The 23,141-nt window shown below is 63.7% G+C and carries 27 protein-coding genes; 10 read left to right on the top strand and 17 right to left on the bottom strand.

Annotated features, from left to right (window positions below; all coding sequences use genetic code 11):
* The first annotated feature begins 39 nt into the window (after positions 1-39).
* Positions 40-828, top strand: coding sequence for an RDD family protein (locus tag NLY44_RS20370; protein WP_023668741.1), 789 nt, complete (start codon positions 40-42; stop codon positions 826-828).
* Positions 825-1,136 (top strand): Rdx family protein, encoded by a 312-nt coding sequence (locus tag NLY44_RS20365; RefSeq protein ID WP_023668742.1) that lies wholly within the window; start codon positions 825-827, stop codon positions 1,134-1,136. The genes NLY44_RS20370 and NLY44_RS20365 overlap by 4 nt, the downstream gene beginning before the upstream one ends.
* A 33-nt stretch (positions 1,137-1,169) precedes the next feature.
* Here the strand turns inward: NLY44_RS20365 and NLY44_RS20360 are convergent, their stop codons facing one another.
* Entirely contained in the window at positions 1,170-1,646 is a 477-nt protein-coding gene (locus NLY44_RS20360) for an anthrone oxygenase family protein (protein WP_023668743.1), read from the bottom strand.
* Position 1,647: 1 nt separating this feature from the next.
* On the bottom strand, positions 1,648-2,475 hold the full coding sequence (locus NLY44_RS20355) for an NAD(P)H-binding protein (RefSeq protein ID WP_023806576.1): 828 nt from the start codon (positions 2,473-2,475) through the stop codon (positions 1,648-1,650).
* Positions 2,476-2,593: 118 nt separating this feature from the next.
* Between NLY44_RS20355 and NLY44_RS20350 the strand changes: the two genes are divergently transcribed.
* Positions 2,594-3,235 (top strand): TetR/AcrR family transcriptional regulator, encoded by a 642-nt coding sequence (locus NLY44_RS20350; protein ID WP_023668745.1) that lies wholly within the window; start codon positions 2,594-2,596, stop codon positions 3,233-3,235.
* Between the two features lie 16 nt (positions 3,236-3,251).
* Here NLY44_RS20350 and NLY44_RS20345 read toward each other — a convergent pair whose 3' ends face one another.
* The gene (locus NLY44_RS20345; protein ID WP_286454910.1) at positions 3,252-4,370 is read right to left on the bottom strand and encodes a helix-turn-helix domain-containing protein; all 1,119 of its coding nucleotides are present in this window, start codon (positions 4,368-4,370) and stop codon (positions 3,252-3,254) included.
* Between the two features lie 122 nt (positions 4,371-4,492).
* Here NLY44_RS20345 and NLY44_RS20340 point away from each other — a divergent pair, with 122 nt between their 5' ends.
* Positions 4,493-5,200, top strand: a complete 708-nt coding sequence (locus NLY44_RS20340) for a hypothetical protein (protein ID WP_031199509.1) — start codon at positions 4,493-4,495, stop codon at positions 5,198-5,200.
* A 51-nt stretch (positions 5,201-5,251) separates the two neighbouring features.
* Here NLY44_RS20340 and rpmE read toward each other — a convergent pair whose 3' ends face one another.
* On the bottom strand, positions 5,252-5,473 hold the full coding sequence (gene rpmE, locus NLY44_RS20335) for a 50S ribosomal protein L31 (protein ID WP_023668748.1): 222 nt from the start codon (positions 5,471-5,473) through the stop codon (positions 5,252-5,254).
* 204 nt (positions 5,474-5,677) lie between these two features.
* On the opposite strand from rpmE, the gene NLY44_RS20330 reads away from it, so the two are divergent.
* On the top strand, positions 5,678-7,480 hold the full coding sequence (locus NLY44_RS20330; protein WP_023668749.1) for an ABC transporter transmembrane domain-containing protein: 1,803 nt from the start codon (positions 5,678-5,680) through the stop codon (positions 7,478-7,480).
* Between the two features lie 10 nt (positions 7,481-7,490).
* Here NLY44_RS20330 and NLY44_RS20325 read toward each other — a convergent pair whose 3' ends face one another.
* A complete protein-coding gene (locus tag NLY44_RS20325) occupies positions 7,491-8,978 on the bottom strand; it encodes a carboxypeptidase M32 (RefSeq protein WP_023694585.1) in 1,488 nt (495 codons plus the stop codon).
* Positions 8,979-9,131: 153 nt separating this feature from the next.
* Here NLY44_RS20325 and NLY44_RS20320 point away from each other — a divergent pair, with 153 nt between their 5' ends.
* Entirely contained in the window at positions 9,132-9,485 is a 354-nt protein-coding gene (locus NLY44_RS20320; RefSeq protein WP_023806573.1) for a DUF1304 domain-containing protein, read from the top strand.
* A 78-nt stretch (positions 9,486-9,563) separates the two neighbouring features.
* Here NLY44_RS20320 and NLY44_RS20315 read toward each other — a convergent pair whose 3' ends face one another.
* The 7 genes from NLY44_RS20315 to NLY44_RS20285 all read right to left on the bottom strand — a co-directional run bounded on the left by NLY44_RS20315 (position 9,564) and on the right by NLY44_RS20285 (position 15,690).
* Positions 9,564-9,989 carry a hypothetical protein gene (locus NLY44_RS20315; protein WP_023806572.1) on the bottom strand — a complete coding sequence of 142 codons (426 nt, stop codon included), beginning with the start codon at positions 9,987-9,989 and terminating at the stop codon, positions 9,564-9,566.
* A 220-nt stretch (positions 9,990-10,209) separates the two neighbouring features.
* Positions 10,210-11,241: a peptidoglycan -binding protein gene (locus NLY44_RS20310; RefSeq protein WP_023728632.1), complete on the bottom strand. Its 1,032-nt coding sequence runs from the start codon at positions 11,239-11,241 to the stop codon at positions 10,210-10,212.
* A gap of 1 nt (position 11,242) precedes the next feature.
* The gene (locus NLY44_RS20305; protein WP_023728631.1) at positions 11,243-12,268 is read right to left on the bottom strand and encodes a MotA/TolQ/ExbB proton channel family protein; all 1,026 of its coding nucleotides are present in this window, start codon (positions 12,266-12,268) and stop codon (positions 11,243-11,245) included.
* 179 nt (positions 12,269-12,447) lie between these two features.
* Complete coding sequence (gene trhA / locus NLY44_RS20300; RefSeq protein ID WP_023688947.1) at positions 12,448-13,164, bottom strand: PAQR family membrane homeostasis protein TrhA; 717 nt, start codon at positions 13,162-13,164, stop codon at positions 12,448-12,450.
* Between the two features lie 110 nt (positions 13,165-13,274).
* Positions 13,275-14,075, bottom strand: a complete 801-nt coding sequence (locus NLY44_RS20295) for an inositol monophosphatase family protein (protein ID WP_023684166.1) — start codon at positions 14,073-14,075, stop codon at positions 13,275-13,277.
* A 22-nt stretch (positions 14,076-14,097) separates the two neighbouring features.
* Positions 14,098-14,664 (bottom strand): elongation factor P, encoded by a 567-nt coding sequence (efp, locus tag NLY44_RS20290; protein ID WP_023668757.1) that lies wholly within the window; start codon positions 14,662-14,664, stop codon positions 14,098-14,100.
* Positions 14,665-14,805: 141 nt separating this feature from the next.
* The gene (locus NLY44_RS20285; RefSeq protein ID WP_023806571.1) at positions 14,806-15,690 is read right to left on the bottom strand and encodes a LysR family transcriptional regulator; all 885 of its coding nucleotides are present in this window, start codon (positions 15,688-15,690) and stop codon (positions 14,806-14,808) included.
* Positions 15,691-15,770: 80 nt separating this feature from the next.
* Between NLY44_RS20285 and NLY44_RS20280 the strand changes: the two genes are divergently transcribed.
* A complete protein-coding gene (locus tag NLY44_RS20280; RefSeq protein WP_023688949.1) occupies positions 15,771-16,787 on the top strand; it encodes a zinc-dependent alcohol dehydrogenase family protein in 1,017 nt (338 codons plus the stop codon).
* A 9-nt stretch (positions 16,788-16,796) separates the two neighbouring features.
* Here the strand turns inward: NLY44_RS20280 and NLY44_RS20275 are convergent, their stop codons facing one another.
* From NLY44_RS20275 to NLY44_RS20265, 3 genes are all read right to left on the bottom strand, one after another.
* Positions 16,797-17,861: a tetratricopeptide repeat protein gene (locus NLY44_RS20275; protein ID WP_198025840.1), complete on the bottom strand. Its 1,065-nt coding sequence runs from the start codon at positions 17,859-17,861 to the stop codon at positions 16,797-16,799.
* A 46-nt stretch (positions 17,862-17,907) separates the two neighbouring features.
* Positions 17,908-18,555 carry a thiamine phosphate synthase gene (locus NLY44_RS20270; RefSeq protein WP_023688951.1) on the bottom strand — a complete coding sequence of 216 codons (648 nt, stop codon included), beginning with the start codon at positions 18,553-18,555 and terminating at the stop codon, positions 17,908-17,910.
* Positions 18,556-18,697: 142 nt separating this feature from the next.
* On the bottom strand, positions 18,698-19,615 hold the full coding sequence (locus tag NLY44_RS20265) for a DMT family transporter (RefSeq protein ID WP_023688952.1): 918 nt from the start codon (positions 19,613-19,615) through the stop codon (positions 18,698-18,700).
* 129 nt (positions 19,616-19,744) lie between these two features.
* Between NLY44_RS20265 and NLY44_RS20260 the strand changes: the two genes are divergently transcribed.
* A complete protein-coding gene (locus NLY44_RS20260) occupies positions 19,745-20,182 on the top strand; it encodes an Lrp/AsnC family transcriptional regulator (protein ID WP_023704892.1) in 438 nt (145 codons plus the stop codon).
* Here the strand turns inward: NLY44_RS20260 and NLY44_RS20255 are convergent.
* Positions 20,139-20,636: a GNAT family N-acetyltransferase gene (locus NLY44_RS20255; protein ID WP_023684173.1), complete on the bottom strand. Its 498-nt coding sequence runs from the start codon at positions 20,634-20,636 to the stop codon at positions 20,139-20,141. The two genes, NLY44_RS20260 and NLY44_RS20255, sit on opposite strands and share 44 nt — an antisense overlap.
* A 205-nt stretch (positions 20,637-20,841) precedes the next feature.
* On the opposite strand from NLY44_RS20255, the gene NLY44_RS20250 reads away from it, so the two are divergent.
* A complete protein-coding gene (locus tag NLY44_RS20250; protein ID WP_023688953.1) occupies positions 20,842-21,612 on the top strand; it encodes a sulfite exporter TauE/SafE family protein in 771 nt (256 codons plus the stop codon).
* A 7-nt stretch (positions 21,613-21,619) separates the two neighbouring features.
* On the opposite strand, the gene NLY44_RS20245 is transcribed toward NLY44_RS20250, so the two are convergent.
* A complete protein-coding gene (locus tag NLY44_RS20245; protein ID WP_023806570.1) occupies positions 21,620-22,171 on the bottom strand; it encodes a DUF2269 family protein in 552 nt (183 codons plus the stop codon).
* A 310-nt stretch (positions 22,172-22,481) separates the two neighbouring features.
* Between NLY44_RS20245 and NLY44_RS20240 the strand changes: the two genes are divergently transcribed.
* The gene (locus NLY44_RS20240) at positions 22,482-22,862 is read left to right on the top strand and encodes a hypothetical protein (protein WP_023688955.1); all 381 of its coding nucleotides are present in this window, start codon (positions 22,482-22,484) and stop codon (positions 22,860-22,862) included.
* Positions 22,863-23,141 lie beyond the last annotated feature (279 nt).

Genomic DNA, 23,141 nt, shown 5'->3' with positions numbered 1-23,141 from the left:
CGGCCTGCCTATAGATTAGTCAGTTATCAGGGGGGGCCGATGACCGAGTATAAAGAGGCAAGTTTTGCCGATGCGGTGGCCTGGCCTCGCCGGCCCGGCATATGGCGACGGTTTCTCGCTGCACTCATCGACTACCTTGTAATCCTGATCGCCCTCTATTTGCTCGTAGGGGCTCTATTTCTGCTGACCAACGGTGGCGTAAAAGGCAGCTTTTGGCTGAACTGGAAACTATGCCAGGAGGGTACGGTTCACGGTGCCCCGACACTTGCCCGTTATGATTGGCAGGTGTGTAGAACATCAGTACTCGGTTTGCCGGTCGCCATATGGAGCGTGGGTACGGCGCCGGGCTCAAAGCCTGGAGAAACCTCCTCCATCTCGATCGATCTGGATTCGCAAGGGAATTTCAGGCCTGCAGCATTGGACCTGGGTTTCCTCGAGCTGATCGCTCTGGCGTCTTATCTCCTCATTATGGAGTTGAAGTCCGGCCAATCAATCGGCAAGCGGCCCACGGAGCTCACTGTACATGATGAGGACGACAGACATAGGGTCGGCCTGCCGGCGAGAAAGGCTGTTCGGCGGCAACTTATCAAGTTTCTCGGCGCATTACCGATCGTCCTGACGGGAAGCTGGTATGCTTTTCAGGCTTGGGGCACCGCTCCCGGTGGCGTGCAGGATTACTCCAGCCTGGAAATAGTGGTTGCATCCGCTGCCCTCGTTTTGGTGCTGATCTGGCCGGTCTGGATTGCGATATCCATAGCTCTGGGCGACGACCCGATACACGATCGATTCGCAAATACCACGGTGCGCATACAGGAGGCCCAGACATGAGTGTGCCGGAGAGGCCCCGCGTGGTCATCACCTATTGCACGCAGTGCCAGTGGCTGTTGCGGGCCGGCTGGATGGCGCAGGAACTGCTCTCCACCTTCGGCACGGATCTTGGTGAAGTGACGCTGGTGCCGGGCACAGGCGGCATCTTCACCGTTTCCTGCAACGATGTGCTGGTCTGGGACCGCAAGCGCGACGGCGGCTTTCCCGATGCCGCCAAGCTCAAGCAGCTGGTGCGCGACGTCATCGATCCGGGCCGCGATCTCGGTCATTCCGACCGCAAGGGTCACACGCAAAAGGACCCCGCTTGAGGCGAGGTCCTTGCGTTTGCGAAGTGTCATTTTTCAGAGCAATGCGAACATGAAGCAGGCCATCGACACGATGGCGGTGATGGTGCGGACGTGGTTCCACATCACCCATTGATTCAGATGGTTCGCCCACACGGCTGCGCCATTGGCGCTGGCCGGGTCGACGGCGGCGAGCGCATCGTTGAGCGGCACATTGAAGACCATGGTCACGATCGGGTTGCCGATCAAATAGATCACGGCGCCGGCAAGCAGCCAGTATGAGCCGGACTGGCTCCACCCCATGAGAACGGCGGCGATAAGCACCAGACAGAGCAGGCCGGTGCCGAACAGCGCCGTCATGAAGGTGGGCGTGATCACCGTGATGTTGATCGAATTCATCGCTGCGATGCCTTGGGGGACCGGCAGCCGGGCAAGCGCCGCCATGATAAAGTTGGAAAAGGCGAAGAACACGCCGCCGACGACGCCCGAGCCGATGGCGGCGATGATGGTGAGGGTGGGAAGAAGCTTGATCATCTCAGTTGCTCCAGATGCCGGTTGCAGCGGTTTCATTTGCGTAGGCGGAAAAGTCTTTCGGCGCGCGGCCGAGCACACGCTGGACGCCGTCGGTCAGCGTCTCGTTGCGGCCGTCAAGCACTTCGGTGAACAGCTCGTTGAGCAGCCAGGCGATTTCGGGCGGCAGTTCGTATGCCGCCGTCGCGGCGGTGAATTCGTCATGCGAGATCTTGATATAGCGGATGTCGCGGCCGGTCGCCTTGGCGATCTCGGCAACCGCGTCGGCGAAGCTTAGCAGCCGCGGCCCGGTCAACTCATAGAGCTGGCCGACATGACCCGGTTCGGTCAGCGCAACGAAGGCAGCATCGGCGATGTCGTCGACATCGACGAAGGGCTCGCCAACAGGGCCGACAGGCAAAGCCACTTCGCCTTGCCGCAAGGACTCGACGAGAAAACCTTCGCTGAAATTCTGCGAAAACCAAGCGCAACGCAGGATCGTCCAGTCAGCGCCCGAGGCTTTGACCATCTCTTCGGCGCGCTGGGCTTCGGTCTCGCCGCGGCCGGAGAGCAGCACCATGCGGGTGACGCCATTTGCTACCGCAAGCCTGGCGAAGGCGCCGACGGTCTCGGCGGCGCCCGGCACGGCGATGTCGGGATAGTAACTGATGTAGACGGCGCCCACGCCCTGCATCGCAGGCTCCCAGGTCGCCGGAACCTCCCAGTCGAAGCGGGGGCTGCCGGAACGCGAGCCGATGCGCACGGGAATGCCCTGTGAGGTCAGCCGCTCGGCGAGGCGACGGCCGGTCTTGCCAGTGCCACCGAGGATCAGGACTGGTTTGGTGTTAGTCATTGGGGTTTTCCTTTGTTTGCAAATGTGAGTAATCCTCACATTTGCAAAACGTGATAAACCCTCGTATTTTGCGAGTCAAGCCGTTTGTTGGCAGATTTTGTCGAGGCCGGAGGCCGTCATGGAAGACACAGCAACGCCCGCATCTGCCCAGGAGCAGGTCGCATCGCCGCGACGGGCGCCCACCCAGCAGCGCAGCCGCGAGCGGGTCGAGCGCATGCTGGCCGCAGCCTCGGCGCTGATTGCCGAGCAAGGCAGCGACGCCATGCGCATGGGCGAGGTGGCGGAACGGGCCGCGGTGTCGATCGGCTCGCTCTACCAGTTCTTTCCCGACAAGCGGGCGATCGTCTGGGCGCTGGCCGAGCGCTACACCGCCGAAAGCCAGGCCTGCATCTCCTCGGCGCTCAAGGATGTCGTCGACGCCGAGGGCCTGCGGCAGGCGTTTTCGGAGCTGGTGGATATCTACTATCAGCTGTTCCTGGCCGAGCCGGTGATGCGCGACATCTGGTCGGGCACGCAGGCCGACAAGGCGCTGCGCCAGCTCGAACTCGCCGACAGCCGGGCGAATGCCGAATTCCTGACCATGGTGCTGAAGCGGCTGCATCCCGGCGCCGATCCGGTGGCGCTGGAGACCACAGCGTTTCTGGTCTGGCAGATGGGCGAGGCTGCCGTGCGGCTGGCGATCTCGGTCGACCGGCAGGAGGGCGACAGGCTGGTCGCCGCCTACAAGCGCATGGCGTTGCGGGAATTAGTCGGCGCCTGACCGGTGTCGCCCGCCTTCATTTTGTCTCGCCTGGCAACGGCATGGCCGCGAGATTTCGCTTCGACGGCCGATGCTCCAGCCGCCAAGCCTTCGGGCTCAAGCCTGTCACGCGCAGGAACTCGCGGTTGAAGTTCGATTTGCTGAGAAACCCGGCGTCGAACATGATGCGGGTGATGGGTTCGTCGCTGGCCGCCAGCAGGCGGCAGGCTTCGCCGATGCGCTGGTTGTTGACATATTGCGACACGCTCGATCCGTGGATGCGGTTGACCGCCGACGACACTTGCCGCGCCGACAGGCCGAGGCGCCTGGCGATACGGCCGAGGTTGAGGTCAACGTCCCTGTAGAGTTCTTTTGACTGCATCAGCGCGTCGACGGCCGCTGCGACCGCGGAATCCTCGCTCGTCGCCCGTGGCGTGGCTTGCGGCCCATCGTCTTCATCGTCATCCAGAGGCGCGGTTTCGCTGGCCACCGCGGCTGCACCGCCAAGCAGCAGCAGCGCCAGCACATTGCCGGCGGCAATCACCGCGCCGGAATGGGCACCGCCGGTCCATTCGAGGTCGAGGCTGATGATGATGTCGGTGACCGGCGAGGCCAGGATCGCCAGCGTCGTCACCAGCAGCGCCCGGTAGGAGCGCAAGACACCGTCCAGACGCGACTCGGCAAGGCCGTCCGGCCCGACCCGCGCAAGCCAAAGAAGGGTGACGCCATAACACAGGAAGACCAGCATGATCACGGGGCCTACCGGCTCGCGCCAGAAGATCAGCAGCAGGGCCACAAGACAGGCCGGCAACAGATGCGGCCACAGCGAAGCCAGGCGATGCCGCGAGCGTTCCCTCGCCAGACCGCTAAAAGCTATCCAGGCAAGCGGCGCGATCAATGTCGCCAACACCGCCTGGAAAGGCATGATTGCCCTGACTTCGTAGCCCCAGCGGATACCGATCAGCACCGACTGCAAGGCGTAGGCAGCCATCAGCAGCATGAAAAACATGTTTTCGCGCAGATCGGCCTCGTTTCGGCGGATCATCTGCACGAGCAGGATGACGAGCAGCAGGGCAACGACGAATGGCAAGGGAATGAAGATCATGATCGCAAGCGTGGTTCCAAAGCGGCCGACGATGGACCGGGCGGCCGACAATGACCTGGATTGCGTTCACGGTCGTCCCGGATCGTGATCGAGGTCGCGAAAATCGACGTCTCGGATCATCTGGGCAACGCCGCGGTCCTTTCGCGACCGCCCACCCATGATCGGAGACAATGATGAAATCCGCAATTCTCGTCTTGCTGCCCTTTGCCGCAGTTGCCCTGGCACCGCCGGTGGCCGGTGATGCCGCAAAGACGCTCGATCTCGCCGGTGTTACCGCCATCATCATCACCGGCGAGGCAAGCTCGGTCAAGCTGACCACTTCAGGTGCAGAACCCTACCAGGCGACGATCGGCAGCCGCCGCGAGGGCTGGTTTGCCAGCTGGTATTCGTCCTGGTTCGCTAATGACTGCCGCACCGCCAGCGACATGAAGCGAGAGGCCTCGACGTTGCGCATCAATGTCGCTCCGTCGTCCTGGCTGGACCCTTCGGATTGCAGGGTCGAGATCAACGCCAACATTGCGCCCGAGAGTTCGGTGTCGATCGACCAGGCGGCCTTGCTGGCCAGTATGACGGGGAATTTCTCCAGCATCGCCATTACCGGCAAGGCGGCCGATGTTTCGCTCGAAGGGCATGCTTCACGCATCGATCTCAAGGGCGAGGCGCTGAGGGCCAATCTCGCCTATGGCAGCATCCGGAAGGACGAGACTGTCGCCATTGCCGGCAAGGCGCTGGATGCCACGCTGACCTTCGGCAGGCAGGTTCAAATCAGCTACTCGGTGACCGCGTCGGCGTCCTTCGTCGACAGTTCGCTTGCCAACACTTCCGGTGCCAAACCCTCGATCGTCATCAAAGGCGATTTCGTCCGCGCCACGATCCGCTGAACAAAAAACCCGCCACAAGGGCGGGTTCCTGATCTGCGAAAGCCGATAGGCTTAAAGGCCGAACCCTTCGAAGCGCTTCTTGAACTTCGACAGGCGGCCGCCGCGGTCGAGCAGGGTCTGCTGGCCGCCGGTCCAGGCCGGGTGCGTGGTCGGGTCGATATCGAGGTTCATCGTATCGCCTTCCTTGCCCCAGGTCGAACGGGTCGAATATTCGGTGCCATCGGTCATGACGACCTTGATGGTGTGGTAGTCGGGATGGATATCGGCCTTCATTGTCGTGCTTCCTGGCTTGCGGCGCTACAGACGGGCCCGCGGCCTGCGTCGATGCGCCCCTTTTTAAAACTCGAAGCCGCAGCTATTGAAAAGCCACGGCTTCTAAAACGGTCGGCGAGCCTATACATCAGCCGGAATTGAATCACAAGGCCACGGCAGGCGCATATTGAACGCGCCCACCTGGAGCGGCCAGAGGAAACGGTCATGGCGGACATCAGCGGCGAGCAAGACGGGCGCAGGCGCTCGCTCGGGCCGCTCAGGCGCCTATATCCCTACATATTCCGCTACCGCAAACTGGTCATAGGCGCCCTCATTTCGCTCGCCATCGCCGCAGCGACGACGCTGGCGCTGCCGCTGGCCGTGCGGCGCATGATCGACCACGGTTTCAGCGCTTCCGGCACCGTCTTCATCGCCGAATATTTCGCCGCTTTGGTGGCGATGGCAGCCATTCTGGCGGCGGCATCGGCCGGACGCTACTACTTCGTCATCACGCTCGGCGAGCGGGTCGTTGCCGACATCCGCAGCGACGTGTTTTCGCATGTCACGACGCTTTCGCCGTCCTTCTTCGACACCGCCCAGTCGGGCGAGATCGTCTCGCGGCTTGCCGCCGACACCACGCAGGTGAAATCCGCCGTCGGCGCCACCGCCTCCGTGGCGTTGCGCAACGTCATCCTCGGCCTTGGCGCGGTGGCGATGATGGTCGTCACCAGCCCGAAACTGTCGGGCCTGGTGATCGCGGCCATTCCGCTCATCGTGCTGCCGCTGGTCGCGTTCGGCCGTTCGGTGAGGCGCCGGTCACGGCAGGCGCAGGACACGCTGGCGCAAGCGACCGCCTATGCCAGCGAGCAGATCGGCGCGGTGCGCACGCTGCAGGCGTTCACCAACGAGACGCTGGTCACCGGGCGGTTCTCGGCCGCGGTGGAAGCCGCCTTCCAAGCGGCGCGCTCGTCGATCTTCTCCCGCTCGCTGCTCACCTTCTTTGCCATCTTCATGATCTTTTCCTCGGTCGTGGCGGTGTTGTGGTTCGGCTCGCGTGACGTGCTTGCCGGCACGATGTCGCCCGGTACGCTCGGCCAGTTCCTGCTTTACTCCGTGTTTGCCGCAGGCGCGCTGGGCGCACTGTCGGAAGTCTGGGGCGAGCTTGCCCAGGCGGCGGGTGCGGCCGAAAGGCTGACCGAGATACTCGACGAGACGCCGGCGATTCAACCGCCGGCCAATCCGCTGCCGCTGCCCGCCAAGGCGACAGGCGCGATCAGCTTCGACGACGTCTCCTTCTCCTACCCGGCAAGGCCGGACCGTGCCGCCGTCCACGGCTTGAGTTTTCAGGTCAAGCCCGGCGAGACGGTGGCGATCGTCGGCCCGTCGGGCGCCGGAAAGAGCACCGTCTTTTCGCTGATCCTGCGCTTCTACGATCCAGAAACCGGCCGCATCGCCATTGACGGCGTCGACGTGCGCGAAGCCGATCCGGCTGAAGTGCGGGAGCGCATTGCGATCGTGCCGCAGGATGTCACCATCTTTGCGGCAAGCGCGCGCGACAATATCGGCTTTGGCCGGCCGGGCGCGACGAATGCCGAGATCGAGGCCGCCGCCAGGGACGCGCTGGCCGACGAGTTCATCCTCAGGCTCGACAAGGGCTACGACAGCCAGGTCGGCGAGCGCGGCGTCACCTTGTCCGGCGGCCAGCGCCAGCGCGTGGCGATCGCCCGCGCCATCCTGCGCGACGCGCCGATCCTGCTGCTCGACGAGGCCACGTCGGCGCTCGACGCCGAAAGCGAAACGCTGGTGCAGACGGCGCTGGAACGGCTGATGCAGGGCCGCACCACCATCGTCATCGCCCACCGGCTGGCGACCGTGCTGAAGGCCGACCGCATCCTGGTCATGGATGGCGGCCGCATCGTCGAGGAAGGCACGCACCAGAGCCTGGTCGCCAAGGGCGGAATCTATGCAAGGCTGGCCAAGCTGCAGTTCGAAACCGGAGCAAGCGCCTTCAGGGGTGCCGCGGAGTAGCAACCCGCAATCAGGCGGGACCATACCGCTTGCGGAGATGCTCGGTGAAATGCGCGGCATTCAGTTTCTCGCCGGTGGCGCGCTCAAGCAGTTCGGGCGTCGACCAGCGCGATCCCTGCGACCAGATCTTGTCGCGGCGCCAGTCATTGATGGCGGCGAAATTGCCCCTGGCGAGATCGCTGTCGGCTGAAGGATGGTCGCGCGTCAGCGCAGCCCATTGCTGCGCCGCCATCATGGCGCCCAGCGTATAGGACGGGAAATAGCCGAAGGCGGCGCCCGGCCAATGCACGTCCTGCATCGGTCCGTCGGCTGGGTTGTCGATGGTCGAAAGGCCAAGATACTCCCGCATCTTGGCGTCCCACGCTTCGGGCAGGTCGGCCGCCTGCAGCCGCCCCGAGACCAGCTCCTGCTCCAACTCGTAGCGCAGGATGACATGCAGCGGGTAGGTTACCTCGTCCGCGTCGACGCGGATCAGGCCGCGCTCGACCCGGTGCACATGCGGCAGGATGTCGTCGAGCGACCAGGCTTCGCCGAGATGCTTTTCGACCACGGGCAGCGCCCAGCGCCAGAATTCGGGGTTGCGGCCGACCTGTTTCTCGACGAACAGGCTCTGGCTTTCATGCACCGCCATGCCGCGCGCCTTGCCGAGCGGCCAGTGCGCCCAGGCCTTCGGCAGGTTCTGCTCGTAGAGCGCATGGCCGGTCTCGTGCAGCACGCCCATCAAGGCCGACAGGAAGTCGGACGTCTTGTAGCGGGTGGTGATGCGCACGTCGCTCGGCACGCCGCCGCAGAAGGGATGGTGCGATACGGACAGAGAACCGTGGGTGAGGTCGAAGCCGACCGAAGCCATCATGGCGAGACCAAGCTCGCGCTGCCGGTCGATCGCATAGCTGCCGGAGAGCGGCTTCACGGGATGCCTGGCCAGGCGCGCTTCCTGCGCGGCCAGGGCTTCCGGCACGAAGCCCTTCAGGAATGTCTTCAGCTCGGTGAAGACCGGCGTGATGTCGGCGGCGCGGTTGCCAGGATCGTATTGCTCCATCAGTGCGTCGTAGGGATCGAGGCCGAGCGCGTCGGCGCGCAAAGCGGCTTCCTCGCGCACCAGCGCGATGACACCTTCGAGCGCCGGCAGGAAGCCTGCCCAGTCATTCTTGGCGCGCAGGTCGCGCCAGAGCTGCTCGGAGCGCATACGCGCCACCGTCTGGCGCTCGACGAATTCGACCGGCAGGCAGGTCAGGTTGGTGTATTGGCGACGCAGTTCGCGGACCGCCGCCTGCTGCTCCTCGTTCAGCGCCTCCTGTTCGGCGGCGGCGAGCCAGTCGGCGATCTCCGGCGCGGTAGCCCTGATATGCAGCATCCCGGCCAGGGACGACATGGCTTCGGCGCGCTTCTCGCCGCCGCCGACGGCCATGTGGGTCGCCTCGTCGGCGCCGAGGATAGCGAGCGCATGTTCCAGCGCTTCGAGCTTGTGGCCGAGATCATCGAGCTTCTGAAAAGACATGGCAGGTTCCGCGTTTTGGACCGCGGGAAAAGATACCAACGCGCCAGGATTGGCAACCCTCAAAGGTGGCTTTCGCCGATGCAGCTTGCGCCGATGAGCTTGTGCGTGGAATGCTGGCTGGCGGTGGAACACCGCCATGCAGGGGAGACTAAGATGATCGGCAATATCCTGGTCGGGCTGGTGGCCCTGATCCACCTCTACATCGTCTATCTGGAGATGGTGGCGTGGGACACACCGCGCGGGCACAGGGCGTTCAACCTCAAGCCGGACTTCGCCAGCGCATCGAAGGTGCTCGCCGCCAATCAGGGGCTCTACAACGGCTTCCTTGCCGCCGGGCTGATCTGGGGCCTCTATCTCGGCGCAGCCGGATTCCAGATCAAGGTGTTCTTCCTGCTTTGCATCGCCGTCGCCGGCCTCTATGGCGCGGCGACTGCCAGCCGGAAGATCCTCTATATTCAGACCGTGCCGGCGGTGCTGGCCCTCGCTGCGCTGTGGCTGGGCTGGTGACAAAAAAGACGCCCTCGGAGCCAGATCCGGGGGCGTCAGACAGTCCCTTCCTCATTCCTGGAGATATCAGAGCGGATCTCAGCCGTTCGGATAATTTCCGCCGTCGGAGCCATCACCGATCATGAAGCCGCTGCCGGTGTCGGACATCAGCCTCTGATCGACATTGTCGAGGCGGCGCAGCAGATCGTCATATTGCGCGGCCGGGATCCGGCCATGGTCCGAAGCGGCGACCCGTTCGGCGGCCTGGCCGATATGCGCAGCACGCAGATGCAGCCACTGCGCTTCCGAGGTCGAGATGCCCTTCGTCTCGCGCGCATCCGTGATGCCCTGTTCGACGCCCCGCACCTGCTCGATCAGGCCGGTCACGCGCGGACCGGTCATGTCGGTCGGGTCGCTGGCGTCGAGGGCGCCCTTGTGATGTCCGGCGGCATAGGCGCCGGCGAGTGGAACAGTGATCAGAAGTGTCGTGAGGGTTGCGGTCCTGAGAGTCTTCAAAGAGCGCATGATGTGCGTCTCCTCCTGCTATGGAAGGGGCAAGCGCTTTCGCTCCGCCTTCCGGAAGCGGGCCGTCCGGTTCCGTCGCGTCGCGATGGGAGGCATCGCCGGCGGTTCTCGGCCCTGCGCGTCAAAGTAGGAGCCCGGAAACGCGAAATGTTTTCAGGCCTTGCCGGCCTGGCGTTTCGCCCTAGAGTTGAGCTGGCAAACAATTTCGCGTGACTGAAAATCACCGTTCGGTGAGCTTCAGTTCAATGCGTCGGTTCTTGTTGCGGGCGTCTTCGGTGTCGGCGGGGTCGAGCGGCTGGAATTCGCCGAAGCCGGCCGCAACCAGCCGGTTGGCGGGCACGCCGTTCTCGATCAGGAACTTGACCACCGAGGTCGAACGCGCCGTCGACAATTCCCAATTGTCGCGATAGCGGCCGGCGCCGGACAGCGGCTTGTTGTCGGTGTGGCCGTCGACGCGCAGCACCCAGTTGATCTCGGGCGGGATTTCCTTTTGCAACTCGATGATGGCGTCGGCGAGCTTCTTCATCTCGACCTTGCCGGCATCGTTGATCACTTCGGAGCCGGTCGGGAACAGAACTTCCGACTGGAAGACGAAGCGGTCGCCGACGATGCGGATGTTCTCGCGATCGGCGAGGATTTCGCGCAGGCGGCCGAAGAAGTCGGAGCGGTACCGGTTCAGTTCCTGCACGCGCTGCGCCAGCGCGACGTTGAGCCGACGGCCGAGATCGGCGATCTTGGTGTTGGAATCGCGGTCGCGCGTTTCGGACACGTTGAGGGCGTCCTCGAGCGCGCCGATCTGCTTGCGCAGTGCTGCGATCTGCTGGTTCAGGATCTCGACCTGGCTCAGCGCCTGCTGGCTGATCTGGCGCTGGCTGTCGAGTTCGCCGCCGAGCTCCGCGGCGCGCTGGTTGGCGGCGTCGCCGGTGCCGGCGCCTTGCGCCAGCAACTGCTCGAGCCGGCTCTTCTCAGCTTCCGCCGCCGACAGCGACGCCTGCAGATTGGCCAGCGAATCGTCCTTGTCCTGCGCGCTCGAGCGCTCCAGCGCCAGCAACTGCGTCAGTTCGTTGATCTGCGAGTTGAGGCGCGTGAGCGCCGTATCCTTGCCGGAGAGTTCGCGTCCGAGCAGGAACTGCGCCAGCACGAAAACGGTGAGCAGGAACATGATGGCCAGCAGCAGCGTCGACAGCGCGTCGACGAAGCCCGGCCAATAGTCGATCCGGCGATCGGTGCGCCGGCCCCTGGCGAGAGCCATGCTAGTGGACCCCGGGTTTCTTCAGCGCGTCGGCGATCTTTTCCAGCGTGTTGCGCATCGCCTTCTGCTCGTCCGACTGGGCCTCGACCCAGTCGCGCATGATCTGCTGCTCGGAGCGCATGTTCTTGACCAGGCCGGAAATGCCGTCGGCGAGATTGGCCATGGCGGTGGCGACGCGCGGATTGGAGCCGCCGCCGCTTTCCTGCATGCTGCGCAGCCGTTCCGACAGGACCCGGATCTCGTCGGAGGATTCAGTCTTGGCCTGGTCGGCGACGGCGATGTCGGAGGAGAGATCGGTGACCGAGGACAGCCAGTTTTCAAGCTCGGTATAGAAGCGGGTCTGCGCGCGGCCGGCCTGCAGATCGAGGAAGCCTAGCACCAGCGACCCGGAAAGGCCGAACAGCGAGGACGAAAAGGCCGTACCCATGCCGGCCAGCGGCGCCGACAGCCCCTGCTTCAGCGAATCGAGCACTGCGGCGGCGTCGCCGGTGCCGGGATCGAGCGATTCGATGGTTTCGCGGATCGAGCCGATGGTGTTGAGCAGGCCCCAGAAGGTGCCGAGCAGACCGAGGAACACCAGCAACCCGACGAGATAGCGCGAGGTGTCGCGGCTTTCGTCGAGGCGGGTGGCGATCGAATCCAGCATGGTGCGCATCGAAGACGTCGAGAAGGCGACCGTCGAGGAGCGGCCGATCATCGCCTTCATCGGAGCCAGCAGCACCGGCTCGGTGGTTTCGGAACCGGCGCGGAAGGAATTGACCCAGCGCACTTCGCGAAACAGTCGTCCGACCTGGGCGAAGGCGAGCAGGATGCCGACCACAAGGACGCCGACGATGAGGCCATTGAGGCCGGGATTGCTCCCGAAAGCGGTCGAGATCTGGCGGGTGAGGATGGCGGCGATGAAGGCGACGATGACCAGGAAGATGACCATGGTCAGGAGGAAGACCTGCGGGCTCGACAGTTTGTGCGGATCGTACATCAGGACATCAGAACGCCTGCCCACGCCGAAGGATCTGAGAAAAGCCATCCGTGCCCCGTTTCCGATGCTCTATTTGCCTTGACGCAATTCCGAACGGGAAGCCGCTCATACTTCCCTGGAACCGCTCCAGTGCCGCCGATCACGTAATTCGCGACTCTAAACGGAATTGTGACCAAATTGAATGGCGCTTGGCAATATTGCCCGACTGTCGGGCCGCACCACGCCGTTCAGAGGCGGTTGACGACCAGGCAGTCGACCATGGCGGCAAGATGCAGCCCGGCGCCGGTGACGACAAAGCCGTGCCAGAGGGCATTGTGAAAGCGCAGGCGTTTCCAGGCGAAGAAGATGACGCCGCAGGAGTACACGATGCCGCCGGCGACAATCAGCGCGATCGAGGTCGTCGGCAACGTCGCCACCAGCGGCTTGACCAGGACGACGCCGCTCCAGCCGATGGCGAGATAGAAGACAATGGCCAGACGATCGAAGCGGCCGGGCAGGAACACTTTCATGGCAATGCCGGTCAAAGCAGCGGTCCAGACAAGGACAATCATCGGCAGCGCCAGCGGCGAGCCGTCGAGCTGGGCCAGAAAGGGCGTGTAGGTCGCGGCGATCAGGAGGTAGATCGCCGCATGATCGAAGCGCCGCAAGATCCACTTCGCCGGCGACGTCACCGGCCACAGATTGTAGGTCAGCGAAATCGACAGCACAGTCAGCAGCGACACCACAAAGAAGGCGGCGGCGATGTATTCGCCGGGACCGGCATGGAAGGCGGCCAGTGCCAGCAAGGCCGAGCCGGCTGCTATCGCCAGCACGATGCCGACCGCATGGACGATGCCATCGGCGATCATCTCCGCACGCGAGTAGTGCCAACGCCCGACATAAGGGATTTCAACTGGCTGGTCTGGCTGCGCTTCTCGCGAGGATAGTGAAGGTATGCTCGTCATAAAAAATCCTGCGTCACCCTTATCTGGGCGGCCGCCGGGCAGTATTTCAAGCTTTGATTGCGGTTTTGCGACTGCGGCGCTTCAGCACGCCGCGCCGGCATGCCAAGTGATCAGCGCGCCGAAAGCGGCTTCTTCACCGCCTTGAGCAGCGCGCGCTGGATGACCTCGTTGCCGGCGACGAGCGAACCCGCCTCGAGCATATCCTGGCCTCCATCCATGTCGGAGACGAAGCCACCGGCCTCGCGGATCAGCAGCAGGCCGGCGGCAATGTCCCAGGCCGAAAGGCCGGTTTCCCAAAAGCCGTCCATGCGGCCGGCGGCGACATAAGCGAGATCGAGCGCGGCGGAACCCAGGCGGCGCACGCCCGAGACCTCGGCCATCACATTGCGCAACTCGACGAGGAAATTGCCGTGCTGGCCGCGGCCGAGATGCGGCACGCCGCAGCCGATGACGCAGTCGGTGAGCTTGCTGCGGCCGGCAACGCGCAGCCGGCGATCGTTCATGAAGGCGCCGCCGCCGCGCTCGGCGGTGTAGAGCTCATCCATTGCCGGATTGTAGATGACAGCGGCGACCAACTGGCCCTGTCGCTCCAGCGCGATCGAGATGGAAAAGATCGGAATGCCGTGCAGGAAATTGGTGGTGCCGTCGAGCGGGTCGACGATCCAACGGTGCTGGTCGTCGTCCCCTGCGATCATGCCGCGCTCTTCCATCAGGAAGGCATAGCCCGGCCGTGCCTTCGACAGTTCGGCAAACAGGATGTCCTCGGCCTTGCGGTCGGCTTGGCTGACATAGTCGCCCGGTCCCTTCATCGACACCTGCAGGTTCTGCACCTCGCCGAAGTCGCGCGACAGCGAGCGGCCGGCCTTCATGGCGGCCTGGACCATGACATTGAGAAGTGCGGAGCGTGCCATCGTATCTGTTCCTGCCTACGTGTCAGTCTGCGCGGCGCATGTAGGTGAGTTCGTTGGTGTCGACGACGATGCGTTCGCCGGCGCCGATGAATGGCGGCACCAGCACGCGGATGCCGTTTTCCAGGACCGCCGGCTTGTACGAGGACGCGGCCGTCTGGCCCTTCACCACCGGGTCGGCCTCGGTGATGGTCAGCGTCACCTGGTCGGGCAGCGAAATGCCGATCGGCCTGTCCTCATAGAGCTGGACCGTCACCATCATGCCGTCCTGCAGGAAGGCGGCGCGGTCGCCGACGAAATCCTTCGCCAGCTCGAGCTGCTCGTAGCTCTGCGTGTCCATGAACACCAGTGCGTCGTCCTGGGCGTAGAGGAAGGAAAAATCCTTCAGGTCGAGCCGGATCTGCTCGACGGTCTCGGCCGAGCGGAAGCGCTCGTTGAGCTTGGTGCCGTTGATCAGGTTCTTCAGTTCGACCTGGTTGTAGGCACCGCCCTTGCCGGGCTTGACGGTGTTGGTCCTGACCGCCACCCAAAGGCCGCCATCGTGCTCGATGACATAGCCGGGACGGATTTCGTTGCCATTGATCTTGGCCATGATGAGATTGATCCGGGATGCTACCAACGGCTTGGCCGTTGGTATGGGGATGGTCGCTGGACAAGCGATTTCGGGCCCCCAAGACCACAAATCGGCAGGAGAGGCAAGGGATGCCAGATCGCCCGACAAGGGCCGGTAGCCTCAAACCTGGGCTGCAATGACTTTGCCGACGGCCTCGACTATGGCATCCGCAGCCTCAGTCAGCCGGTTGAGATGAGGCGAACGAAGTGCGGCGACCTGCAAGGAAAGGTCGACATCTTCCGTGTTGACCAGCATGAGGCCGTCGGGAAGTCCGCGCCTTGCAAGACGCAACGGCACTAGCCCAAGGCCGTGCCCCCGACGGACCCATTCCATCTGCAAGGCCGGATCCTGTATCTCCGCCGCGATCTCGAAATAACGCCTTCCGCCGACCAGAACGGACATGAGTTTCTGGCGCGCGTCGCAAGGGGCCGGACTAAGCACCCACGGCATGGGTGTCCGGCCACCGTCTTCCGGATCAGGGACGGTGGACGCAGCTATGACGCCAAGACGTTCAGTGCCAAGCGCTTCCGGACCTGGCTTATCCGACGATCGCAGAACAATCGTCACATCGAGCTCGCCGCGTTCGAATTGATCGATCAGTTCGGCGCTCCAGCCGGTCTTGAGCCGTAGCGACACTTTCGGGAACGCCGCCGCGGCGTTGGCGATGGCCCCGGCGATGTCGCGGTCCGAGAGGCCATGGGCGAGACCCAGGCGGAACAGTCCTTCCGGCTCGGTCTTTCCGGCGAAGGATTTCAGCGCTTCTACGGAAGCGATGATATCGCGGCCGCGCGCCAGCACTTCCAGCCCCGTCGGCGTCAGTCGCGGCGGCTTTTGCCGGCGGTCGAGCAGCGTCGTGCCAAGCATGTCCTCCAGCCGCTGGATTTGCCGGGTCACAGCCGGCTGCGTCAGCGGCAGGCGCCGGGCGACCTTCTGGATCGAGCCCTCCTCGGCAAACAGGGCGAGCGTGCGCAATTCCTCAAGCATAGCCAGAACGATGTTTTGCAAGCATAATCATTCTGAACATTATGAATTTGAAATCCACCGCCTGGCAAGCGATTTTCCTTTCAAACGGAAGGACAATGACAATGAAGGCAATCGAACTGCAGAAGCCGGGCGGCATCGACAATCTCAAGATGGTCGAACGACCAACGCCGGAACCCGGCCGTCAGGAGATGATCGTCCGCGTCAAGGCGACGGCGCTCAACTACCGCGATGTGGAGATCGCGCGCGGCAGCTATCACACGACATTCCCCTTGCCGCTGGTGCCGCTTTCCGACGGCGTCGGCGAGGTCGTTGCGGTTGGCTCCGAGGTCAGCCGCTTCAAGGTCGGCGACCGGGTCTGCGGCACGTTCTGGCAGCGATGGGTCGGCGGCAGCTTCGCCATGGCCGAACCCTCATACCAGCGCGGTGGCCCCATCGACGGTTTGCTGAGCGAATTCGCCCGGCTGGACGAACAGGCAGCTGTCATCGCGCCGGCGCATCTCAGCGACGTAGAGGCGGCGACGTTACCCTGCGCCGCGGTCACCGCTTGGCATGCCTTGTTTACGGAAGGCAACCTCAAGCCGGGCGAGACCGTGCTCAGCCTCGGCACGGGCGGCGTATCGCTGTTTGCCATGCAGTTCGCGAAGGCGGCCGGCGCGCGGGTCGTCGTTACGTCGAGTAGCGATGAGAAACTTGTCCGAGCCAAAGAGCTCGGCGCGCATCACGGCATCAACTACCGCGACAATCCGGACTGGTCGTCGGCCGTGCTGGCGCTGACCGATGGCCGTGGCGCGGACCACATCATCGAAGTCGGTGGTCCCCAGAGTTTCGCGCATTCGCTCAAGGCGTCGGCGCGTGGCGCCCAGATCAATGTCATCGGCTATCTCGGCGGCAGCGAAGGGGTGATTAATCCGCTCGACATCTTCCGCCGCCAGGTGAAAGCACGCGGCATACCGGTCGGCTCGCGCGAGTCCTTCGAAGCGATGAACCGGGCGCTCGCCGTCAATCGGCTGCGGCCGGTGATCGACCGGGTCTTCCCATGGGCAGAGGCAGCGCAGGCCTTTCGCCATCTCGAACACGGCTCTCCCTTCGGCAAGGTCGTGCTGGATCATACACAGTGACGTTGCGTGTCAGAGCAGGCGGTTGGCCTTCTGCAAGGCTTGCTTTGTCTGGTCGTCGGTCAGCCCTTGCAGGAAATCGTCCATCTCCGGATCGATAAGGCCGGCGCGGCGGGCGACCACATACCAGGCCCCAGCCAGGATCAGGTCGGGGTCGGTGCCGATGCCGCCCATATAGAGCTTTGCCAACCGGTTCTGGGCAGCGACATTGCCGCCTTCAGCTGCCTGCTTCATCCAGTTGAAGCCGGATTTCAGGTCGCGAACACCGCCCCGGCCCTCGATCATCCAGGCGGCAAGATCGATCTGAGCGGTGTCGTAGTTCTGCCTGGCAGCCTGTGCCAGCAAGCTGCGCGCCTTTGCATCGTCTCGCGTCTTGCCGCCGACGCCATTGGCATAGATCTGCGCCATCGCATACTGGGCGTCGGCAAGCCCTGTCGCCGCGGCACGCTCATAATAGGGCACAGCCCGGGCGATGCCGGCATCGCCAGGATCCTGCTGCACGAGCAATTGCGCGAAGTTGAACTGCGCCAGCCGGTTGCCGGCCTCGGCGGCGGCCTGCATCAGCGCATAGGCTCCCTTCTCGTCCTTCTTGACGTAGCGGCCGTCGAGCAGCATCAGCGCATACTGGAACTGCGATTCAGGAATCCCCTGCTCGGCGGCCTGCGCATACCATTTGGCGGCTTCCGCTGGGTTGAGCGGCACGCCCAACCCGCGCGATAGGATCTCGGCCACCAGCGTTTGCGCCGCCGGGTCGCCATTCTGAGCCCGCACCAACGCCAGATTGTAGGCCGTCTTGTAAAGGCCGCGCTGGAAAGCGCCATAGGCGGGGTCCGCCGGCTTGGCGCCGAAACGCTCTGGGTTGATGGCGTCGGCCGACGGCAGCGGCGCGGTGGTCGCGGGCTGGGGCAGCGGGGTGTCGATCGGCTTGTCGATATGGACGCCGGAATCGGTGGCACCGGCTTTTGGGGCACCCGCATCGGGGGCGACCGCATCCGGCACGCTGAGGGCGGGCGGGCTGGTGTCCGGCCTCGGCTGCGGCAGCGGAACGGTCTCCGCCGCGACCGCTGCCCCGCTCATCAAGGCTGCGACGAGAATCGCGAGAGGAAGTCCAGGTCGGCGCACGTCAGCCCTCGAAGCGCGGCGCGGTTTGGTCGAGCAGCGCATTGGCGGCAGCAATCGCCGCCTTCGGATCGGCGCCTTCGGCGAAGACAGCGCTTGAGACGGCCACGAACTCGGCGCCAGTGGCGGCCACCGCTTCTACCGAAGCGATGGCGGAACCGGCCATGACGACGCAAGGGATCTCAATCACGTCCGCCCACCATTGCCCAAGCGACAGGTTGCGCGGATGCGGTTCCGGCTTGTTGTCGTAGCCGAAGCGGCCGAAGAAGATGTAGTCGGGCCTGGTTTCGCCGAGTTCCAGCGCGTCGTCGCGCGTCTTGGCGCCACCGGCGCCGACCATCATCTTGCCCTGGAAGTGTTCGATGGTCTCGGCGAGCGCGTCCTTGGAAACCTCGACATGAATGCCGTCGGCCTGGACACGGCCGGCAATGCGGGTATCGCCGGCGATGATGACGGCGATGCCGGCCGCTTGCGCCGCCGGTACGATCTGTTCTGCAAAGGCCTGGAAGGCAGCCTCGTCCATGCCGTTCTCAGGCAGGATCAGCGAAGCGATATCACCGCCGTCGAAGGCAGCCGCAATGCGCTGCGCCGGAGCGTCATTGGGCGCGATCAGCACGATGCGGCAGCGGTTGGGGGGTGTTGCGTCGTTCATTGGCTTCGATCCCGGGTTTCGCCTATGCCGGGCGAAGATGGTTGCATTGCGGCATAGAACAAAGCGCCCGCTTTGAACAGGCGGGCGGGGATCGATGCGATGGCTTTGGTTTACGATCGCCGGCGAGCCGACGCTCTGCGGCTCATTTGACGGCTTGCGGGCTTTCGGCCGGCGATTTGGCCCTCCACAAAGTCCAGCCGAGATTCATGCCAGCGGCGGCGATCAGGATGGCGGCTGCGCCGACGAGCTGGGCCGGATGCAGCCGGTGGCCGAAAGCCATGACATCGACCAGGATCGCAACGACAGGATAGATGAAGGACAGCGACCCCTGCAGATGCGTCGGCAGTTTCTGGATGGCGGCGTACATCAATATGTACACCAGGCCCGTGTGAACGACGCCAAGCGTGGCCAGCATGGCCCAGCTCCAGGCATCGGCGGGCAAATGCGAGAGGTTGGCGAAGGGCGCCAGCATGACGACGCCGACGCAGACCTGGATCAGCGCGATCAGATGCGGCGGGGTGCCCTTGAGCTTCTTGGCGACGATTGCCGCGACAGCCCAGAAGAAGGCCGCTCCGAGCGCCATGATGATGCCGATGACATAATCTGTGCCGGTTATGCCGGAACCGACACCCGCATCGGGCCCTGTCTGCACGATCAGCAGCATGCCGGCGAAGGCGATGCCGAGCCAGGTCAGCTTGGCCAAGGTCAGCCGCTCGCCGAAGAACAGCGCGCCGAAGCCGACCAGCATGAAGGGCTGCGTGTTGTAGACCGCCGTGGCAATCGAGATCGAGGCGCGGGAGAAGGCGCTGAACAGCAACAGCCAGTTGATGACAATGGCCGCGCCGCCAAGAGCGGCGATGGCAACAATGCGCAGCGTCAGCCTGCCGCGCAGCAGCCCGAGTGCCGCGCAGGTGATCAGCAGCGCCACCGCGCCGAAGGCGCAGCGCCAGAACACCACGTCCATGACGGGCTGGCCCGACATGACGACAAACCAGCCGATCGTGCCGACGATCGTCATCGCCGCCGTCATCTCGATCGTGCCGCGTACCGTGTTGTCCATGACAATACCTCTATCTGTTGAGGCCATAATCTCATGCCGTCTTGAGGGTTTATATGCCCTATGAAAGGTGATAAGGGGACAACACCTTATTTAATAAGGCGCGCGCTGCCCTTTTGCGAGGAGATGAAAATGCTGGACGAGTTGGACAGAAAGCTTCTCGACATCCTGATCCTGGATTCGCGGACTTCGTTGAAGGATCTGGCGCAGCAGGTCGGGCTGTCGTCGCCGAGCGTCTCGGAACGGCTGCGGCGGCTCGAGGAACGCGGCGTCATCCGCGCCTTCACCATCGAGATCGACCCGGAGGCGCTGGGGTTTCCGCTGCAGGCGATCGTGCGGGTGCGGCCACTGCCGGGCAAGCTGCATATCGTCCAGAAGCTGATCGAGGAGATCCCGGAATTCGGCGAATGCGACAAGGTCACCGGCGACGACTGTTTCGTGGCCCGGCTCTACGTGCGCTCCATCGGCGAGCTCGACAAGCTTCTCGACCGCATCGCCGACAAGGCGGAGACCAGCACCGCCATCATCAAGGCGCAGCCGATCCGGCGCCGTCCGCCGCCACTGAATTAAGCTCCAGCTTGTAGCCGATGTGGCTAGCCTTGAAGCCGAGCCGGTCATAGAAGCGATGCGCGTCCTGGCGGCTCTTGTTGGTGGTCAGCTGGACAATCTTGCAGCCGCGTTCACGGCACTGTTCGATCGCCCATTCCAGCAGACGCTGTCCCAGCCGTTCGCCGCGGCGGTCTGCGACGACGCGCACAGCCTCGATCTGGCCGCGCAAGGCGCCCTGCAGCGACAGCCCGGCGAGATAGCTGATCTGCAACGTGCCGATGACGCGGCCGCTATCCGTCATCACGGCAAGAAACTGGTTGGGGTCGGCGTCGATGGCGGCAAAGGCGTCGCGATAGGCCTTGGCGAGTGGTTCGGTCGCATCCTCGCGGCTGCGGCCAAGCGGATCGTCGGCGAGCATGACTACGATGGCAGACAGGTCGGCCGCTTCGGCGCGGCGGATGTGGGGTTCGCTCATTGTCAAAACCTGGGGGTCAAAAACCTGGGGCCAAAACCTGATGCAGCGGGGACGGCGCCCTTATGCATCGGCGACGATCTTGCCGCAAATCCGGAACCGTCGCTTTACGCACAGTTGATCGACACGGCCGGCATTTTCCCGGTCGCGGCGCAAGGGTTTCTGGGCTATTGCAGGGCAACCGTCTTCCCTCCAGCTTTTCCAGTTCATGTCAGGTCTGCTCGCCGATCCGTGGTTTTATGCCGCCGCCATTCCGGCGGTGATACTTGTCGGGCTGTCGAAAGGCGGCTTCGGCGGCGCTGTCGGCTTCGTTGGCGTGCCTTTGATGGCGCTGGCCATGCCGCCGGTGCAGGCGGCGGCCATCCTGCTGCCGATCCTGTGCCTGATGGACATCGTTTCGGTGTGGACGTGGTGGGGCGTCTACGACAGAAAGATGCTGGTCGACATGATGCCGGGCGCGGTGATCGGCATTGGGCTCGGCTGGCTGACGGCAGCGCTCGTAACCGAAGAGATGGTGCGGCTGATCGTCGGCGCTGTCGCGCTGATCTTCGTGCTGCGCTGGCTCTATCTCCAGTTCCGCCACGGTTCCGACCATGCGGCGGCGGCCAACCGCATCGCCGCCGCCTTCTGGGGCACCGTCGCCGGCTTCACCAGCTTCGTCGCCCATGTCGGCGGGCCCCCCTTCCAGGTCTATGCGCTGCCGATCCGGCTCGATCCGAAGGTGCTGTCGGGGACATCGGCGATCTTCTTTGCCGCCACCAACGCGCTGAAGCTGATCCCCTACTTCGCGCTTGGCCAGTTCGACACCGCCAACCTGACGGCGTCGGCCGTGCTGATGCCGCTGGCGCCGCTGGCCACCATCGCCGGCGCCTGGCTGGTGCGGCGCATGCGGCCGGAGATTTTTTATCCCTTCACCTACGCGACCGTGGCCGTGGTCGCGGTCAAGCTGCTTTGGGACGGAATCGCCGGCCTGTTCTAAATGCCGCTCAGGCGGCTGCCGGTTTGGTTCGCCGGGCGCTCGCAAAGGTCAGCGATGCACCACCCATGACCACGACCGCCATTGCGCCGAGAGTGGCGATGTCGTGCGCGGTCGGCTTCAGCACCATGTCGGCGACGACGACGATCATGATGACGAAATCGAACTTGACGATCCGTATCATGCGGCGCCCAAACGTTATGGCAGCCGGGGTCATGCCGTCTGCGGCAAGCATTGTGGCAAGCTTTTCGAACGAAGGCTTCAGCACGAGGATACCGGTCAGAAACGCGGCGGCGTAGCCGCAAAGGCCGATGACGACCCAAAGGTCGGAGAAGCCGGTCCATAGCGAAGTCAGCACCAGGCCAGAAGCCAGGGTCGCGACGGACGCCGGCACGAACAGACGCAAGCCGAGTTTGTCCGTCGTTCTCAGCATGACCATCAGCGTCTCGTCGTCGCCGGCGCGATCGGCGAGTATCGAAACCAGCAGCATGGCGAAACCGCCGCCGAGCCAGAGGATCGCTGCCATGACATGCAGGAATTTGAAGAGAGAATACCAGTCCATTGCCGCTCCTTGTGCATCGTTCCGGGGGTAAACGCTGCTTTCGCGCGTCTGCTTCCGAAGGAGGGCGGATTATCTCCGTACATGTATCCAGAAGATGCCGCGTGGGTGCCGGCTTGTTGCGGTGGCGCCGTCGCCGGATTTTACCGCAGCCCGCACAATACCCGGCATTTGCCGGATGGACGCCGTGTCGGCATTGGCTGGTTTCGCGGCATGATCCTGAAACCTGCGGGGACTAAGCCGCTCGCGACCGACGCTCCATTTTGGCCGCGCGCGGTCGGACCAAGTCTGGAACAACCATCGAGGGTATCCCATGCAAGGCGTAGCACGAAATTTCTTCACCCTGGCCGTCATCTATTCCCTGTGCGGCATGGCGCTCGGCCTGCATATGGCGATCTCCAATGACCATGGGCAGATGCCGACCCACGCGCACACCATGGTGGCGGGCTGGCTGATGTCGGCGGTGTTTGCCTTCTTCTACCACCTGTTTCCAGCGGTCGGGCAAAAGACGATTGCCGTCGTGCATTTCTGGCTGACGGCAATCTGCGGCATCGCACTGATGATCGGGCTTTACTTTGAACTTGCCGGCCATCCGGAGATCGAGCCGGTGCTGGCTTCCTCCTCGATGAGGTTTTATGCGGCAATGCTGCTGTTCGCCTTCATTTCCTTGCCGGCTGTGTGGAAGAAGGCATGAACAAGCTGACGATCAGGCTTCGGGGGCCGTTGTGCTGATACGGCACAGAAGGGCAGCGGTCGATCAAGAAATATCCGCGCCGTTAAGGGTTCATTAAGCTTTACAGGTGTTTACTATGTCCATCCAGTGATCTGGATTCTTACCGAGTGGTTGGAGCCACTTCGTTTGACGCCTCCCTGTTAAACTCCTGAGAGCCGCCTTATCCGCGGCTCTTTTTTTTGTCTGCTTTTGGTCCGCTTGGCGCCCCTGCGCAGGCGTTAACCGTTTGTTAAACATGTG

The sequence above is a fragment of the Mesorhizobium sp. C089B genome (assembly GCF_030323125.1).
GTDB lineage: Bacteria > Pseudomonadota > Alphaproteobacteria > Rhizobiales > Rhizobiaceae > Mesorhizobium.
This window is presented reverse-complemented; position numbering and strand designations above follow the sequence as displayed.

Bases quoted from the DNA above. Each gene is read 5' to 3' on its own strand.
- NLY44_RS20370 (WP_023668741.1), top strand. From the start codon at position 40: ATGACCGAGTATAAAGAGGCAAGTTTTGCCGATGCGGTGGCCTGGCCT.
- NLY44_RS20365 (WP_023668742.1), top strand. From the start codon at position 825: ATGAGTGTGCCGGAGAGGCCCCGCGTGGTCATCACCTATTGCACGCAG.
- NLY44_RS20360 (WP_023668743.1), bottom strand. From the start codon at position 1,646: ATGATCAAGCTTCTTCCCACCCTCACCATCATCGCCGCCATCGGCTCG.
- NLY44_RS20355 (WP_023806576.1), bottom strand. From the start codon at position 2,475: ATGACTAACACCAAACCAGTCCTGATCCTCGGTGGCACTGGCAAGACC.
- NLY44_RS20350 (WP_023668745.1), top strand. From the start codon at position 2,594: ATGGAAGACACAGCAACGCCCGCATCTGCCCAGGAGCAGGTCGCATCG.
- NLY44_RS20340 (WP_031199509.1), top strand. From the start codon at position 4,493: ATGAAATCCGCAATTCTCGTCTTGCTGCCCTTTGCCGCAGTTGCCCTG.
- rpmE (WP_023668748.1), bottom strand. From the start codon at position 5,473: ATGAAGGCCGATATCCATCCCGACTACCACACCATCAAGGTCGTCATG.
- NLY44_RS20330 (WP_023668749.1), top strand. From the start codon at position 5,678: ATGGCGGACATCAGCGGCGAGCAAGACGGGCGCAGGCGCTCGCTCGGG.
- NLY44_RS20325 (WP_023694585.1), bottom strand. From the start codon at position 8,978: ATGTCTTTTCAGAAGCTCGATGATCTCGGCCACAAGCTCGAAGCGCTG.
- NLY44_RS20320 (WP_023806573.1), top strand. From the start codon at position 9,132: ATGATCGGCAATATCCTGGTCGGGCTGGTGGCCCTGATCCACCTCTAC.
- NLY44_RS20315 (WP_023806572.1), bottom strand. From the start codon at position 9,989: ATGCGCTCTTTGAAGACTCTCAGGACCGCAACCCTCACGACACTTCTG.
- NLY44_RS20310 (WP_023728632.1), bottom strand. From the start codon at position 11,241: ATGGCTCTCGCCAGGGGCCGGCGCACCGATCGCCGGATCGACTATTGG.
- NLY44_RS20305 (WP_023728631.1), bottom strand. From the start codon at position 12,268: ATGGCTTTTCTCAGATCCTTCGGCGTGGGCAGGCGTTCTGATGTCCTG.
- trhA (WP_023688947.1), bottom strand. From the start codon at position 13,164: ATGACGAGCATACCTTCACTATCCTCGCGAGAAGCGCAGCCAGACCAG.
- NLY44_RS20295 (WP_023684166.1), bottom strand. From the start codon at position 14,075: ATGGCACGCTCCGCACTTCTCAATGTCATGGTCCAGGCCGCCATGAAG.
- efp (WP_023668757.1), bottom strand. From the start codon at position 14,664: ATGGCCAAGATCAATGGCAACGAAATCCGTCCCGGCTATGTCATCGAG.
- NLY44_RS20280 (WP_023688949.1), top strand. From the start codon at position 15,771: ATGAAGGCAATCGAACTGCAGAAGCCGGGCGGCATCGACAATCTCAAG.
- NLY44_RS20275 (WP_198025840.1), bottom strand. From the start codon at position 17,861: ATGAGCGGGGCAGCGGTCGCGGCGGAGACCGTTCCGCTGCCGCAGCCG.
- NLY44_RS20270 (WP_023688951.1), bottom strand. From the start codon at position 18,555: ATGAACGACGCAACACCCCCCAACCGCTGCCGCATCGTGCTGATCGCG.
- NLY44_RS20265 (WP_023688952.1), bottom strand. From the start codon at position 19,615: ATGGACAACACGGTACGCGGCACGATCGAGATGACGGCGGCGATGACG.
- NLY44_RS20260 (WP_023704892.1), top strand. From the start codon at position 19,745: ATGCTGGACGAGTTGGACAGAAAGCTTCTCGACATCCTGATCCTGGAT.
- NLY44_RS20255 (WP_023684173.1), bottom strand. From the start codon at position 20,636: ATGAGCGAACCCCACATCCGCCGCGCCGAAGCGGCCGACCTGTCTGCC.
- NLY44_RS20250 (WP_023688953.1), top strand. From the start codon at position 20,842: ATGTCAGGTCTGCTCGCCGATCCGTGGTTTTATGCCGCCGCCATTCCG.
- NLY44_RS20245 (WP_023806570.1), bottom strand. From the start codon at position 22,171: ATGGACTGGTATTCTCTCTTCAAATTCCTGCATGTCATGGCAGCGATC.
- NLY44_RS20240 (WP_023688955.1), top strand. From the start codon at position 22,482: ATGCAAGGCGTAGCACGAAATTTCTTCACCCTGGCCGTCATCTATTCC.